The organism is Bradyrhizobium manausense, assembly GCF_018129685.1.
Classification (GTDB): domain Bacteria; phylum Pseudomonadota; class Alphaproteobacteria; order Rhizobiales; family Xanthobacteraceae; genus Bradyrhizobium; species Bradyrhizobium manausense_D.
Genome location: NZ_JAFCLG010000022.1, coordinates 41434 through 54948, shown reverse-complemented (window position 1 = coordinate 54948; position 13515 = coordinate 41434). Strand labels below are relative to the sequence as shown.

General features: G+C 64.3%; 12 protein-coding genes. 3 read left to right on the top strand and 9 right to left on the bottom strand.

The window, feature by feature from the left end; genetic code table 11:
* Position 1: 1 nt before the first annotated feature.
* The 7 genes from JQ621_RS30565 to JQ621_RS30535 form a co-directional block, all read right to left on the bottom strand.
* Positions 2 to 1396 (bottom strand): AtzE family amidohydrolase, encoded by a 1395-nt coding sequence (locus tag JQ621_RS30565; RefSeq protein ID WP_212240549.1) that lies wholly within the window; start codon positions 1394 to 1396, stop codon positions 2 to 4.
* 7 nt (positions 1397 to 1403) lie between these two features.
* Entirely contained in the window at positions 1404 to 1583 is a 180-nt protein-coding gene (locus JQ621_RS30560) for a DUF4089 domain-containing protein (RefSeq protein ID WP_212240548.1), read from the bottom strand.
* A 29-nt stretch (positions 1584 to 1612) separates the two neighbouring features.
* A complete protein-coding gene (locus JQ621_RS30555; RefSeq protein WP_212240547.1) occupies positions 1613 to 3457 on the bottom strand; it encodes a dipeptide ABC transporter ATP-binding protein in 1845 nt (614 codons plus the stop codon).
* A gap of 94 nt (positions 3458 to 3551) precedes the next feature.
* Positions 3552 to 4451: an ABC transporter permease gene (locus tag JQ621_RS30550; protein ID WP_212240544.1), complete on the bottom strand. Its 900-nt coding sequence runs from the start codon at positions 4449 to 4451 to the stop codon at positions 3552 to 3554.
* Positions 4452 to 4454: 3 nt separating this feature from the next.
* The gene (locus JQ621_RS30545; RefSeq protein ID WP_212240542.1) at positions 4455 to 5468 is read right to left on the bottom strand and encodes an ABC transporter permease; all 1014 of its coding nucleotides are present in this window, start codon (positions 5466 to 5468) and stop codon (positions 4455 to 4457) included.
* Between the two features lie 114 nt (positions 5469 to 5582).
* Positions 5583 to 7205: an ABC transporter substrate-binding protein gene (locus JQ621_RS30540; RefSeq protein ID WP_212240540.1), complete on the bottom strand. Its 1623-nt coding sequence runs from the start codon at positions 7203 to 7205 to the stop codon at positions 5583 to 5585.
* 214 nt (positions 7206 to 7419) lie between these two features.
* A complete protein-coding gene (locus JQ621_RS30535) occupies positions 7420 to 8727 on the bottom strand; it encodes a caspase family protein (RefSeq protein ID WP_249125673.1) in 1308 nt (435 codons plus the stop codon).
* 532 nt (positions 8728 to 9259) lie between these two features.
* Here JQ621_RS30535 and JQ621_RS30530 point away from each other — a divergent pair.
* The 3 genes from JQ621_RS30530 to JQ621_RS30520 all read left to right on the top strand — a co-directional run bounded on the left by JQ621_RS30530 (position 9260) and on the right by JQ621_RS30520 (position 10863).
* A complete protein-coding gene (locus JQ621_RS30530; protein WP_212240536.1) occupies positions 9260 to 9685 on the top strand; it encodes a hypothetical protein in 426 nt (141 codons plus the stop codon).
* A gap of 9 nt (positions 9686 to 9694) precedes the next feature.
* Positions 9695 to 10291, top strand: coding sequence for a hypothetical protein (locus JQ621_RS30525; RefSeq protein WP_212240534.1), 597 nt, complete (start codon positions 9695 to 9697; stop codon positions 10289 to 10291).
* A gap of 137 nt (positions 10292 to 10428) precedes the next feature.
* Positions 10429 to 10863, top strand: coding sequence for a hypothetical protein (locus JQ621_RS30520; protein WP_212240533.1), 435 nt, complete (start codon positions 10429 to 10431; stop codon positions 10861 to 10863).
* 79 nt (positions 10864 to 10942) lie between these two features.
* On the opposite strand, the gene JQ621_RS30515 is transcribed toward JQ621_RS30520, so the two are convergent.
* Together JQ621_RS30515 and ugpB are read right to left on the bottom strand one after the other, a co-directional pair.
* Complete coding sequence (locus JQ621_RS30515; RefSeq protein ID WP_212240532.1) at positions 10943 to 11902, bottom strand: aminoglycoside phosphotransferase family protein; 960 nt, start codon at positions 11900 to 11902, stop codon at positions 10943 to 10945.
* Positions 11903 to 12080: 178 nt separating this feature from the next.
* Entirely contained in the window at positions 12081 to 13406 is a 1326-nt protein-coding gene (gene ugpB / locus JQ621_RS30510) for a sn-glycerol-3-phosphate ABC transporter substrate-binding protein UgpB (RefSeq protein WP_409334255.1), read from the bottom strand.
* Between the last annotated feature and the right edge of the window lie 109 nt (positions 13407 to 13515).

Here is a 13515-nt window from a genome sequence, read left to right as displayed (position 1 = left end):
CTCATAATCCTCTTGGGCTCGGCGCGGCGACCACGCCCATCTTTTCCAATGCGTACGCGACCCGCAACGCGATGTCCTCGCGCCAGGGCGCACAGATGATCTGCACGCCGATCGGCAACGGCTCGAGCGGCACGGGTACGGCCACCACCGGAAGCCCGATGAACGAGATCGGCTGGGTGTGGATGCCGATATTGGCGCGCACCGGCAGCTCGACGCCGTCGAGATTGAAATTCACCTGCCCGAGCTTCGGTGCGGTGCAGGGCGTCGCCGGCGCGAGCAGCACGTCGACGGATTTGAAGATGTCGGCAAGCTGGGCGCGATACCAGCGGCGGAACTTTTGCGCGCGGTCGACCAGCGGCGCCGGCACCATCGCGCCTGCGATCAGCCGGTCGCGCACGGCCGGATCGAAATCGTTCGGGCGCTTGCGCAGGCGATCGAGATGCAGCGAGGCGCCTTCGGTGGTGGTGATGACATAGGCCGCTGCGCGGGCGCGCGAGGCTTCGGGCACGTCGACGACCTTGGTCGCGCCCAGCGCCCGGGCGACGCGGCTGACGGCTTCGACCGCTTCAGGGAACACGTTCTTCTGGAAATGGCCGCCGGCGATTGCGATGCGCAAATCCGAGATCGGATTGGCGATCAAAGGCAGCGTCGGCTCCAGCCCCCGCGTGGTGCAGGCGCCGTCGTCGGCATCCGGCCCCTGCATCGCGTCATAGGCCAATGCGAGATCCGTGGCCGAGCGCGCGAACGGGCCGAGATGATCGAGGCTGGCGACGAACGGAAACGAGCGTGCGCGGGACAGCCGGCCATAGGTCGGCTTCAAACCAAAGATGCCGCAGAACGACGAGGGCACGCGGATCGAACCGTTGGTGTCCGAACCCAGCGCGATCGGCACCAGCGCACCACCGACGGCGCTGCCGGAGCCCCCGGAGGAACCCCCGCTCATCCGCGTGGTGTCGTGCGGATTGCGCGAGGGGCCGTCGTGGACATTCTCGCCGGTGAAGTCGTAGGCATATTCGCCCATGTTGAGCGCGCCGACGAGTACGGCGCCGGCGGCTTCCATCCGCTCGATCAGAGTCGCATCGCGCTCGGCGGGGGCGAGGTCGCGGTTGATCTTCGAGCCGGCGCGGGTCGAAAGGCCCGCGACGTCGAACAGGTTCTTGACCGCGAACGGCACGCCGGCAAGCGGCCCGACTTTCCTACCCGCGGCGATGTCGGCATCGATTGCGCGCGCCTTCGTGCGGGCGCGGTCCGCGGTGACATCGGTGAAGGAATTGAGGGTGGCGTCGTGCTGCTCGATACGCGCGAGCGCGGCGTCAGTGGCGGCGAGCGCAGTCATCTTGCCGCCTGCGACCGCGCTCGCGATCTCGGCAGCGCTCATCTCTGGCTTGGTCGTCATGGCGGCGTCAGGCCGTGAAGATCGGCGCGGGCTCGGTCTCGTCCGGCAGCGCGAATTCGTCGACCAGGCGGCCAAGCCGCAGCGAGACTTCGAGATTGGCGCGAATCGCGGACCGCCAGGCCTCCTCGACCGGCAGCGCCAGCGCTTTCGATACGGCGTCGATGTAATCGTCCAGCGGGTTGGCCATCACTCTCTCAAGCTGATCTCGGTGCACTCTCAGTGGACCTGCAACGGCGGATGCGGGATCGCCGTCAGCAGCTCCTTGGTGTAGTCGTCCTGCGGATCGCTCAGGACCTTCTCGGAAGACCCTTCCTCGACGATCCGCCCCGTCCGCATCACAATGACACGATCGCACAACAAGCGCACCACATTCAAATCATGCGAGACGAACAGATAGCTCATACCTAGCCGGGCCTTGAGGTCCTGGAGCAGGTTCAGGACCACGGCCTGAACCGAAACGTCCAGCGCCGCGGTCGGCTCGTCCAGGATGACCAGTTTCGGATGCAGCGCGATGGCGCGGGCGATGCCGACGCGGGCCTTCTGGCCGCCGGAAAGCTGATGCGGGAAACGATCCAGCAGGTTGTGCGGCAGGCCGACCATGGTGGCCAGCTCCTCGCAGCGGGCGCGGAGCGCGTCACGTCCCCTGATGTCGCCGAGCTGCATGATCGGATCGGCGATGGCGCGCACCGCGGTGAAGCGCGGATTGAGGCTGTCGGTCGGATCCTGGAACACCATCTGGATCCGGCTGCGCTGCGGCAGCCGGGCGAAACTGGCGGGCTGGATGGCGCCGATGTCCTCGCCGTCGAACTGGATCAGGCCGGAGGTCTGGTCCAGCAGCCGCATCACCATCATCGACGTGGTCGATTTGCCGCAGCCGGATTCGCCGACCAGGCCAACGCTCTCGCCATGGCCGATCGAGAAGCTGATGCCGTCGACGGCGCGGAAGACGTCGGGCTCGACCGGCGGCTTGCGGCCGAACAGTTTGCCGAGCGTGGCCGTCGCGCCCTGGCGCGGATATTCCTTGACCAGCTTTTCGATGAGGAGGAGGGGTTGCTCACTCTTCTCCCTCGCCCCGCTTGCGGGGTCGTGACGAGCTTCGCTCGCACTGAGAGGATCAGGGTGAGGGGGACTCTCCGCGAGCACGGTGCTGGGAGAGTCCCCCTCACCCGCCGCACTTCGTGCGTCGGCCTCTCCCCGCATGCGGGGAGAGGCGAAGGATGTCGCCGCATTTGTATCATCTTCCGGCAGCAGATCGCGCAGGCTCACCCCGAGCCGCGGCGTCGCGCGCATCAGCTTTTTCGTGTAGGGGTGCTGCGGGCTCGCGAAGATGTCGGCGGCTTTTGCGGTCTCGACGACGCGGCCCTTCTCCATCACCACGACGCGGTCGCAATAGGCGGCGGCCAAGCCGAGATCGTGGGTGATCAGGATGGTGGACATCGCCTTGCGTTTCGTCAGTTCGACGATCAGGTCCATCACCGCCTTCTGGGTGGTGACGTCCAATCCAGTCGTCGGCTCGTCCGCGATCAGCAGTTGCGGATTGCAGGCGAGCGCCAGCGCGATGACGACGCGCTGGCACATGCCGCCGGACAGCTCGAACGGATAGGCGTGATAGCGCTCGCGCGGGCGGGCGATCTTGACCTGCTCCAGCGCCTCGATCGCCTTCTCGCCGCGGTCCGAAACCGTCGCCTGCTGCACATGGGTGCGCAGCACGTCCTCGATCTGGTCGCCCACTTTCCGGATCGGGTTCAGCGCGGCGCGCGGGTTCTGGAAGATCATCGAGACTTCGCGGCCGCGCAAATCGCGCATCTGGTCTTCGGTCGCGGCCTTGACGTCGATGCCGGAGAACATCACCGAGCCCTCGGCGATCCGCCCGGCACGGTCGAGGATGCGCATCACCGCGTAGGAGGTCACCGACTTGCCGGAGCCGGACTCGCCGACGATGGCAAGCGTCTCGCCCTTGGCGACGGAGATGTTGACGTGCTGCACGGCCTTGACGATGCCGCGGCGGGTGGTGAATTCCACCGTGAGATCCCGGACATCGAGCAGCGGCTGGGCGGTCATGCGGGCCTCCCGTCATTCCCGAGGCCGAAAACAACCCCATGCACAGTAGACGTCGCACTGAAACAATTGAAGAATTCTTGCAGGACGCCCACCATCACGTCCTCCGCTGCGGATCGACGATGTCGCGCAGGCCGTCGCCGAGGAGGTTGAAGCAGAACACGGCGATCATCAGCGCAAGGCCGGGGAAGAGCGCGATCCACCATTCCCCCGAGACCATGAAGCCCGCGCCTTCGGCGACCATGATGCCCCACTCGGCTGTCGGCGGGCGGACGCCGAGGCCGATGAAGGACAGGCCCGCGGCGTTGAGGATGGCGTAGCCCATGGTCAGCGACATCTGCACGATCATGATCGGCATGATGTTCGGCAGGATGTGCACCAGCAGGATGCGGAATTCGCCGTTGCCGGAAAGACGCGCGGCCTGAACGAAGCCGGCGTTGCGGCGGACATTGGCTTCGGCGCGCGCGACGCGGGCATAGAGCGGGAAGTTCACGATGGCCGTGGCGAGGATGATGTTCTGCACGGTATTGCCGAGCGCGGCGACGATGCCCATCGCCAGCACGAACAGCGGGAACGCCATGATGGTGTCGGCGATGCGGCCGACGATACGGTCGGTCCAGCCGCCGAAATAGCCGGCCGCGATGCCGGCAAGGCCGCCCATCAGGAACACCAGCACCACGGAGGCCACCGCAATGAACGTATCGAGCCGCGTTGCCACCACGACGCGGCTGAAGATGTCCCGACCCAGTTGATCGGTGCCGAACCAGTGCGCCGCCGATGGCGGCTTCAAGGCGGCGGCGGTGTCGGACGCCAGCGGATCGTACGGCACCACATAGGGACCGAAGACCGCGGCAATGAGGATCACGATCAGCAGGGCGAAGGCAAAGCCCGTGACCTTGTTCTCGCCGAGGACGTAGCGGGTCTGTTCGAGGATCGCCGTGAGTCCCGAGGTTCGCGTAGGACCGGCGGGTTCAACGGCGGGCGCAACAGTGCTCATGGTTTAACCCTCAAGCCTCACGCGTGGATCGATCACGCCATAAAGAATGTCGATCACGAGATTGAGCAGCACGTACATCACCGCCATGGTGAGGACAAAGCCCTGCACCGGCGCGAAGTCCGACGAGATCAGCGCCTCCACCGCGTAGGAGCCGATGCCGGGCCATGCGAACACTTTTTCCACCAGCACGTTGGCGCCCAGCAGGAACGAGAACACCATGCTGAGCGTGGTGACCACGGGCAGCATCGCGTTGCGGAAGGCGTAGGTGACGATGACGGTCGTCGGCGACAGGCCGCTGGCGCGCGCGGTGCGGACGAACTCGGACGCCAGCACCGCAAGCATCGAGGCGCGCGTCATGCGCGCGATCGGTGCGAGCGAGAAGATCGCCAGCGTCGTCGCCGGCAGGACGAGCTGGCTCAGCGCCGAGCGGAACGCTTCGAAGTCGCGCGCGATCAACGTGTCGATCAGATAGAAGCCGGTGACCGTCGGCGGCGCGCTATAGAACACGTCGAGACGGCCGAGCGGCGCCGGTGACCAGCCGAGCTGGAAGTAGAAGAAATAGACCAGCAGCAAGCCGGTGAAGAACACTGGTAATGACACGCCTGCTGTCGTCGTCACCCGACATAAATGATCCACCCATGATCCCGGTCGTGTCGCAGCCAGCACACCAAGCGGAATGGCAATGACGATGGAGACGATCAGGCCGAGCAGCGTCAATTCAGCCGAGGCCGGCAGGCGATTGCGGATTTCGGTTGCAACCGGCTGACCCGTGGTGAGCGAGTTGCCGAAATCGCCATGGGCGAGATCGTTGGTGTAGCGGAAGAACTGCTCGATCAGCGGCTTGTCGAGGCCGAGTTTTTTCCGGATCTGCTCGACCGCTTCCTTGGTCGCGGCAGGCCCCGCAAAATAAGCCGCCGGATCGCCCGGCAGCGCACGCGTCAGCAGGAAGGTGACGATGACGACGCCGATCAGCGAGGGAATCGCGAACATCAGGCGCTTGCCGATCATGGTCAGCATGGGGCGCGCTCCGTTCGCGCGAATGGTGAATAGCGAATGGCGAATGGATATTCGCGGCCGTCGGCAACCATCACTTTCCCCTATTCGCTATTCGCCACTCACCATTCGCCTCCTTTACCCTTTTGCCATCGCGCGATAATCGAGCCTCCGGTGGAACCAGTACTGGTAGCCGCTGATGTTCTTCTGCATCGCGACGTTGACGAAGGGCTGATAGAGCGGAATGCGCGGGATGTCGGTGTAGGCGAGGTCGACAAAACCCCTCACGTCGGCGTCGTAGGTCGCGGTGTCACCGGCTGCGGCAGCTGTGCGCGCGCCGTCGATCAGCCTGTCCATCTCCGCCGACTTGTAGCTCATGGTGTTGAAGACGGAATTGTTGCCGTGATAGCACCAGTAGAAGAAGTACTCGGGGTAATCGAGCCAGCCCGAGAACACGTTGGTGAAGAGCGGCATCTCCTTCTTGTTCAACTCGGTGCGCCAGTTGGCGCCGGGCACCTTGTTGATGGTGGTCTTGATGCCGATCTGCGCGAGGCTCTCCTGCACCAGCACGCAGAGCGGCTCGTTGACGCCGGCGAAGTTCAGGTCGAACGAGATCGTGGTCTCGAAGCCGCCTGCCATGCCTGCTTCGGCCATCAGCGCCTTCGCCTTCTCGATGTCGGTGTTGTATTTGTGCGGCTGCGGCCAGGCGACTTCGGTCGGCTTGTCCTTCGGCGCACCGAACATCGGGTTCGCCAGCCCGAACATCACGGCGTCCATGATCTTCTGATAGGGCAGCGCGTAGGCGACGGCCTGACGAACCTTCGGATTGTCGAAGGGCGGCTTGGTGACGTTCATGCCGATATACTGGATGCCGTTGGAGAACGGCAGCGACACGACGTTGAGCTTGCCGCTCGCCTTCATCTCCTGGAAATCCTTGTTCGGAAGTTCGTAGGAGATGTCGGCGTCACCGCGCTCGAGCAGCGCGCGGCGGTTGCCGGCCTGCGGCACCATGCGCCAGATCACGCGCTTGATCTTCGGCAGCGGACCACAGGCCCAATCCTCGTTGCGCTCCATGATCACTTCGGTGCCGGCGGTCCACTTCGTCACCTTGTAGGCGCCGGAGCCCGCGGTCTGCTGCTTGGTGAATTCGAGACCCCAGGGATCCTTCTCGCTGGCATTCTTCTTCACCAGCTCGGAGTTGACGATGCAGGGCACGATGACGGCGAGATCGGGCACCGTCAGCCTGTCCTTCTTCAGGAAGTCGACGCGCACGGTGTGGTCGTCGATCACGACGAACTGCTCCGGCTTGGTCAGCGAGCCCGCGCTCATCTGGAAGGTCGGGAAGCCGCCGACGCTGACGGCGCGATCGAGCGACCATTTGACGTCCTTGGCGGTGACAGGCGTGCCGTCGTGGAATTTGGCGTTCTTGCGCAGCTTGAAGGTGACCGACATGTCGTCGATCTTGAACTCCTCGGCGAGCTCGCCCTTGAACTTGTCGCGATCGTAATACGGCACGCCGCCGGGGCCGCTCTTCATCTCGTGGCTGATCAGGCGGTCGTAGCAATTCCACGACACCTCGTAGCCGGGCACGTTGGTGCCGACGCCATGGATGTCGAGATTGTTGGGGCCGCCTTCCGAGACGATCAGCAGCGTCTCCGAACGGGCGTCGGCATAGGCCGAGGAGATGACCTCTGGCACGATGGGAAGCGCCGCGCCGGCGGCCAATCCGGAAACGGACTTGAGGAAATCGCGGCGCTTCATGGGGGATGCTCCAACTCGAAAAGTTTTCTGGTTGGAACGGGATTCGCAAGGTTCGTGCCAAGGGTGAAGAGGAGGTTAGGCGCCGCCTAAGCCACTGATTTCAAATGTCGATCGATCGAAAGACACGCACCGCCCTCATTTCAGCATTGCATACAAAGCGAGGCGCATGCCTATAAAATATGCTGCAATATAATGAAGCCTAATTCATGAGCGATCATTGACAAAAGTCCTCGTTGTTGACCCGAAGACAATGCGGCGCCGCGACCGTCTTCTGCCTGGCACAGCCATCGCGGTTGTCGACCTTCTTCAGGGCCCGCAGCGCGGCCATGGTCGGACGGTGCCAGAGATAATGCTCGTCGGAGAGCAGCGAGGCCCGGCGCAGACCTTGAATGGTGGCAGCATCGAAGACGCCGCCCTGCTGGCCCGCAAAACAATCAAGCCGCGCCAGCTCGGCCTGGATGAGCTGCACGAGTTCGCGGCCTTCATAAGTGGGCCCCGCACTGTCGAGCACGGTGATCTCGCGCAGGCGCGAGGCCGCGTTGCGCGCCTCGTCAGCCTCTGGCGCATCCGGAAACAGCGCGGCCACGAGATCATAAGCCTCCGGGGTGCGGGTCTGCCGCGCGCGGTCGAGCACAAGCGACGCGGCGGATGCGGCCGCAGGCCCGTTCGCAGCCGCATTCTTCCTCAGTTCGGCGGCCGCCGAGCGTGCCACGGCGGCTTCGGGGCTTGTCGGAAAGCGTTCGACAAGGAGATCGTAGAGCGCGACGTTGCCGGTCTCCTGTGCCGCCGTGAGCAATTGCGCGGCCTGGCTCGGCAGTGGCGGTGGCGGCACGAAAAAGAAGTCGAGCTCGAGCGACGTGGATTCCCAGGGAATCTGCTGCTCACCCGTCGAAAGCCGCACCTGACGGCGCACGCTCTTGAACACGTCTTCCAGACGCTCGCCCGGCACGATCATCGCGTCCGCAAGCGCCCTGGTGTAGGGGCTATGGCCGTCGTCCCCGTCGAGCGCGACCTTGCCCGAGCCGGTGGCCGAAGCAATGAAGACGCCGTAGACTGCCCCCATCGGGACCAGCCCGAGCGTGCTGCCGGCAATGCCCGGCGGAAATGGATTGTCGCGGCAAGCATCCACGATGAGGATGTTGAGCGCATTGCCTGCTGCAGACAGGCGATCGGCGACGCGCTTGACGGCCAGGGATTGCCCTCCGATGTCGGCGCGCCGCTTGATGTCGGCATTCACCGGGACAAGGTAGTTGACGCCGTCGCTCTCGAAGCCGTGGCCGGCATAGTAGAGCAATGCGACGGTCGAAGGTCCGCTTGCCTTCACGGTCTGTGCAAACTCCTCCACGTCCTGCGAGAGGCTTCGCAGGTCGCGATCGGTCACTGCCGTGACCTCAAATCCGATCTGCTGCAGTCTGTCCGCGATCAATTGTGCATCGCGTGCGGGATTGGCCAGCGTCCCCAGCTTTGTGTAACTGGCGTTGCCGATCACCAGCGCGAGCCGCGGCGCTAAGGTTGCTACCATTTTGCGTTCGCTAACAGCCAAGACCGGCTGCACCAAAAGCAGATGCAGGAGCCAGACGACCAATCCAAGTTCAAGTGATTTTCGCATCTGCATCATGACCAATCGGGCCGAGCGGAATCCTAGGCGAACCCCTTGCCGCTGTCATTCCTGAGCTTGCGCCAAATTGACGGCGAAACGACAGTATGCTTGGATTTTGCAGATTGACGATTCCCAAATTCTTTCGTGACGGGCAATGCCGCCCGCGATTGCCGATTGCTTTCAGTGCCGGACACCTTTGCGGGATCGCTTCAGCCCTGATGTGCCGCAGGTCACATTCGAAAACGATTGTTCGCGGTAGGAGCTGATCCTGGAATCGGGATTTGCTGTGCGGTTCGCAACCGGAATCGGCATCACGCTGGTTGCGAAAATCTTGGCGAAGCAGGTCAGCATCATCGAACCTCGAGTCGGTGGCGGGGGTATCTCTATGAGGGGCAATGCACCTGGAATTGCGCATCGCAATCGATCGAGAATTGGCGCATGCGCCGGCCTGTCGATGATTTTGGCGCTGGCTCTTGGCGGACCGCCTTTCGAGAGCCGTGAGGCGATGGCGATCACGCAGGCCGGCATCGCTGCGCGAAACGCGGAAGCCGATCTCGCAAAGTGCGGCAGCAACACCGGCACGGCCCTTTACGGCTGCGTCGCCACGGCGCTCAACAATGCGTGCCAACAGCTTGGGAGGAACGCGATACCGCCTTCGGTCAAGCAGCCGTTCGACAACGCCATCTACCGACTGCGACGCGCCGTTGACAAGGTGCAGGCGCTCTCGGCGCTGGCGCAAGCGCGCGCGGCGATCTCAGGTGCCTTGCAACAGGCTCGAACGATCGGACACGTCGAGGGCGGCACCGCCGATGCCCAGGACCTTGCCGCCATATCCGCGCTGATCGGCCACGCCGTTCAATTGGTCCAGTCCAAGGGATGATGCGAAGAGATGATGCGCTTCATCACCGTTCTGCTCGGCACAGCGAAGCTGGCAGCGACCGTAGCGGCATTTGCCATATTGGCGACGCCTGTCGCTTCGGCCGGCGTGCTGAGCGGTCGTGAATTCCAGAACCTGATCGCCGGCGGGCCCGAGGGCACGACCATCGTGTTTCAGGGCGGCACCGACAAGGTCTTCTACTCGCCGAGCCTGAAGAACCGGTTGCGCCAGAGCGCCGAGCTTGGACCTGATTTCCTCAAGCAGAAAATCCTCCAGAACACGCTCACCGAGGGCACCTTTATCGGCGCCACGATCGAAGGCGGCAAATGGCGCATCATCTCGGGTATCGCCGGCATCGCCGCGGATCTCGACAGCGGCCACGGCGTGCTGACGTTGCTGCAAACCTTCCCTGAAGACACCAGCATCAAGGCGTTCCAGAAGCGCGACCGGCTCTATGCGGTCGTCATCGTCGAGGACGCGCCCAGCGGTGTCGTGTGCCGCAGGTCACAGTGGGAGCACCTGTTCGCGCTGAGAGGTGAACCAAGGCTGACGACGGTGCCGTGCGAATTCACGGTCGGCAACGCGGTCACACCAACGACGTCGCGATGACAGGGGACGTGCATGGAGACATCGAGACCGGCATTTCGCATGGGCCTCCGCGGCAGGACAGTGTTGCCCGGATGGAGCGACCAGACACTGGCCAAGGGATGAGGACGGAGGATCGCGTGATGACAGCGAGATACGGAATGATCACATCGACCGCGAGGGGCCTGCGGATCATCATGGCCCTGCTGCTGTTCACGGCGGCCCCGGGGACCATTGGCCCGGCACATGCCGGTGGCGGGGCTGCCGCGGCCGCAGAGGTCGGCACTGCCGGGCTGCAATCGTGCAGCGCCAGCGCCGGCAAGGCGCTTTACGACTGCGTCGCTGGTGTGCTCGATCGCATGGGCGGGACCCTCAACCGGTATGATCCGCCGGAGGCACGCAGCGCGCTGCAGACCGCCGCCTCGCAGTTGCGGGCGGCAAGCAGCAAGGCTCAGGCACTCTCCGCCATCAGCGTGTGCCGGTCCGTGTTCGCGAGCCTGGTGAAGCAAGCCACGGCCAGCAGTCATCCGGCCGGACTCAGCGCCGTCATCGGCGTGTTGAGCAAGGCGGCTCAACTGATCCAGTCCAAGGGCTAGCAGGCGACAAGCCACGGCGGTCATTCCGGGGCGATCCGCAGCTTCGATCCCGGAATGACGGAGCGTCGAGATGAAGCGATCACTGCGCCCAGATCAGCTCCTGCAGCTCCACCAGATCATTCGCCCGCTCCTGCCAGCCTTCGATGCAGATGTGGCTGTTGAGGTCGCTGGCGTGGTGCAGCAGCATCAGGGCCATCAGGCGGCGTTTGAGCGCATAATCTGGCTTCTCATAGCCGAAACCGCCGAGCAGGTTGCTCACCCTGCCCGGCCGGCCCGCCGCCATGAACGCGCTGGGGCCGAGCAGATCGTAGTCGCGCCAGCCCGCACGCACATCGCCGAAGTCGAACAGGCCTTTGAGCGACCATTGATCGTCGTGGCAGGCGAGCAGGAAGTTCTCCGGGATGTATTCGCCGATCAGGATGACCGGCGGCGCATCCATGGGAATCAGCGTCGCGGCGTCACGCAGGAGATCATCGAGGCCGGCGAGGAATTTCGGCGCGAGGCCAAGACGCGTGTGCCGTGCGCGGCACGCCTGCATCTGCGCGCGCATGAACGCATCCCAGCGCGGCTCGAGATGCGCGAGCGGGCCGAGCGGCGCGGCTTGCACGGCGGCGATGGTCTCGCCGATCTGGCGCAGCACGCGCTCTTTCTGCACCTCGGGCAGCTGCGGCCAGACCTCCGAGCCGAGCGTGCCTGATAGAAGCGTAATGATCAGATAGGGCCAGCCGTCTCGCTCCCCTTCCGCAACGATCTCCGGGATCGGCAGATGCAGGCGGCCCGCAAGCTGCATCAGCGAGCCGCGCTCGGAGACGAATTGCGCGCGCAGGAGCGGCGGGAAGATTTTCAGGATCAGCCTCTCGCCGAGGCCGACCACGAGATTGGTGCCGGTGGAGAACACATGCGGCGAGGCGGCGTCGATGCCGTGGCTGCGCGCGATGTCGAGCGCGACCGGCAACCATTGCTCGGGCTGAGAGCGCCAGGCGCGAAAGGTCTGGGTGTCGGCGAAAGCCGGCAATTGGTGCGATGGAGCTATGGTCATCAGCGCAAGCCAAGCAACCGGTGCACCTCTCCCGCTTGCGGGAGAGGTCGACGCGAAGCGTCGGGTGAGGGTTCTCTCCTCTGGGGGATTGTCCCGTTGCGGAGACACCCTCTCCCCAACCCTCCCCCGCAGGCGGGGGAGGGAGCGCATCTCATTCGCGGTTGCAGACGGGCCAACGCTACCGCTCCGGGCTGGCGCGCTCGAACTGGCGCAGCAGCTTGTTGCCGCGCTCGACGGCGGAATCGAGCGCGGCTTGTGCGCTTTTCTGGCCGGCGAAGGCCTGCTCCAGCTCGTCCTCGATCGCTCCGCGGATCAGCACGAAAGAGCCGAGCCGGATGCCTTTCGAATTCTCGGTCGGCGAATGCAGCGTGATCTGCTCGAACGAGATCGCCGAGCCCGGATTGCGTTCGTAGAAGCCTTGCGCACGCGTCAGCTCGAAAGCGGCGCGGGTGACCGGCAAGTATCCGGTGTTCTGATGCCAGGCGGCCTGCACGCCGGGCTGCGAGAGATAGGCAAAGAACCGCGCCACGCCCTTGTACTCCTCGCGCGGCCGGTCGCGCAGCACCCACAGCGTGGCGCCGCCGATGATGGAATTCTGCGGCGCGCCCGCAACGTCCGGCCAGTACGGCATCATGCCGTAACCGATCTCGAATTTCGAATTCGCCTTGATGTCGGCCCGCGTCGCCGAGGAGCCGATGAAGATGCCGCATTCGCCCTTCTGGAAGCGCGGCTCGGCCGATTGCCCGCGGCCGCTATAGTCGAACAGTTTTGTCTTCTGCCATTCGGCGAGCTGGGCGATGTGCCTGACCGCGAGCGGATTGTTGATGGTCAGATCCGCATCGAGGCCGGCAAAGCCGTTCCCGCGCGTCGCCAGCGGCAGATTGTGAAACGCCGAGAAATTCTCGACATGGATCCATGACGGCCACGACGTGGTGAAGCCGCAGACGGCGCCGTGATCACGCAGGCGTTTTGCAACGGCACCGAGCTCGGGCCATGTCTTCGGCGGCGCCTCGGGATCGAGGCCGGCGTCGCGGAACATGGTCTTGTTGTAATAGAGGATCGGCGTCGAGGAGTTGAACGGGAACGACAGCAGATTGCCCGACGCATCGGTGTAATAGCCGGAGACCGCCGGAAGATAGTCGTTGAGCGAGAACGGCTCGCCCATGTCGCGCATCATGCTGTAGACCGGATAGATCGCGCCCTTGGCCGCGGTCATCGTGGCGGTGGCGACCTCGTTGACCTGGACGATCGCGGGCTGGCTGCGCGAGCGGAAAGCGAAGATCGCAGCCGTCACCGTCTCGGTGTAACTGCCCTTGTAAGCGGGCACGACACGGTAATCCGACTGCGAGGCGTTGAAATCGGAGGCGAGTTTTTCGAGCTGCTTGCCGAGCTCGCCAGACATCGCATGCCACCACGCGATGTCCGTGGCCGCTTGCGCCTGTAAGCTGAATGTCAGGACCGCCGTGGCGGCGGCGGTCTGCAATAGGCGCAATGCTGAAGTCACGATGGCTCTTCCCGGATCAAGCGGCAAAAGGCGACCCTATCCTGCTTAAGGCGCACGACACCCGGTTTCAACCGGGAATGACGGCCGGTCGCGCCGCACAATCGGCCGG

Excerpts from the sequence above, each read along its gene's own strand:
- JQ621_RS30560 (WP_212240548.1), bottom strand. The coding sequence starts at position 1,583 with ATGGCCAACCCGCTGGACGATTACATCGACGCCGTATCGAAAGCGCTG.
- JQ621_RS30565 (WP_212240549.1), bottom strand. The coding sequence starts at position 1,396 with ATGACGACCAAGCCAGAGATGAGCGCTGCCGAGATCGCGAGCGCGGTC.
- JQ621_RS30530 (WP_212240536.1), top strand. The coding sequence starts at position 9,260 with ATGATTTTGGCGCTGGCTCTTGGCGGACCGCCTTTCGAGAGCCGTGAG.
- JQ621_RS30525 (WP_212240534.1), top strand. The coding sequence starts at position 9,695 with ATGATGCGCTTCATCACCGTTCTGCTCGGCACAGCGAAGCTGGCAGCG.
- JQ621_RS30540 (WP_212240540.1), bottom strand. The coding sequence starts at position 7,205 with ATGAAGCGCCGCGATTTCCTCAAGTCCGTTTCCGGATTGGCCGCCGGC.
- JQ621_RS30515 (WP_212240532.1), bottom strand. The coding sequence starts at position 11,902 with ATGACCATAGCTCCATCGCACCAATTGCCGGCTTTCGCCGACACCCAG.
- JQ621_RS30545 (WP_212240542.1), bottom strand. The coding sequence starts at position 5,468 with ATGCTGACCATGATCGGCAAGCGCCTGATGTTCGCGATTCCCTCGCTG.
- JQ621_RS30535 (WP_249125673.1), bottom strand. The coding sequence starts at position 8,727 with ATGGTAGCAACCTTAGCGCCGCGGCTCGCGCTGGTGATCGGCAACGCC.
- JQ621_RS30555 (WP_212240547.1), bottom strand. The coding sequence starts at position 3,457 with ATGACCGCCCAGCCGCTGCTCGATGTCCGGGATCTCACGGTGGAATTC.
- JQ621_RS30520 (WP_212240533.1), top strand. The coding sequence starts at position 10,429 with ATGATCACATCGACCGCGAGGGGCCTGCGGATCATCATGGCCCTGCTG.
- JQ621_RS30550 (WP_212240544.1), bottom strand. The coding sequence starts at position 4,451 with ATGAGCACTGTTGCGCCCGCCGTTGAACCCGCCGGTCCTACGCGAACC.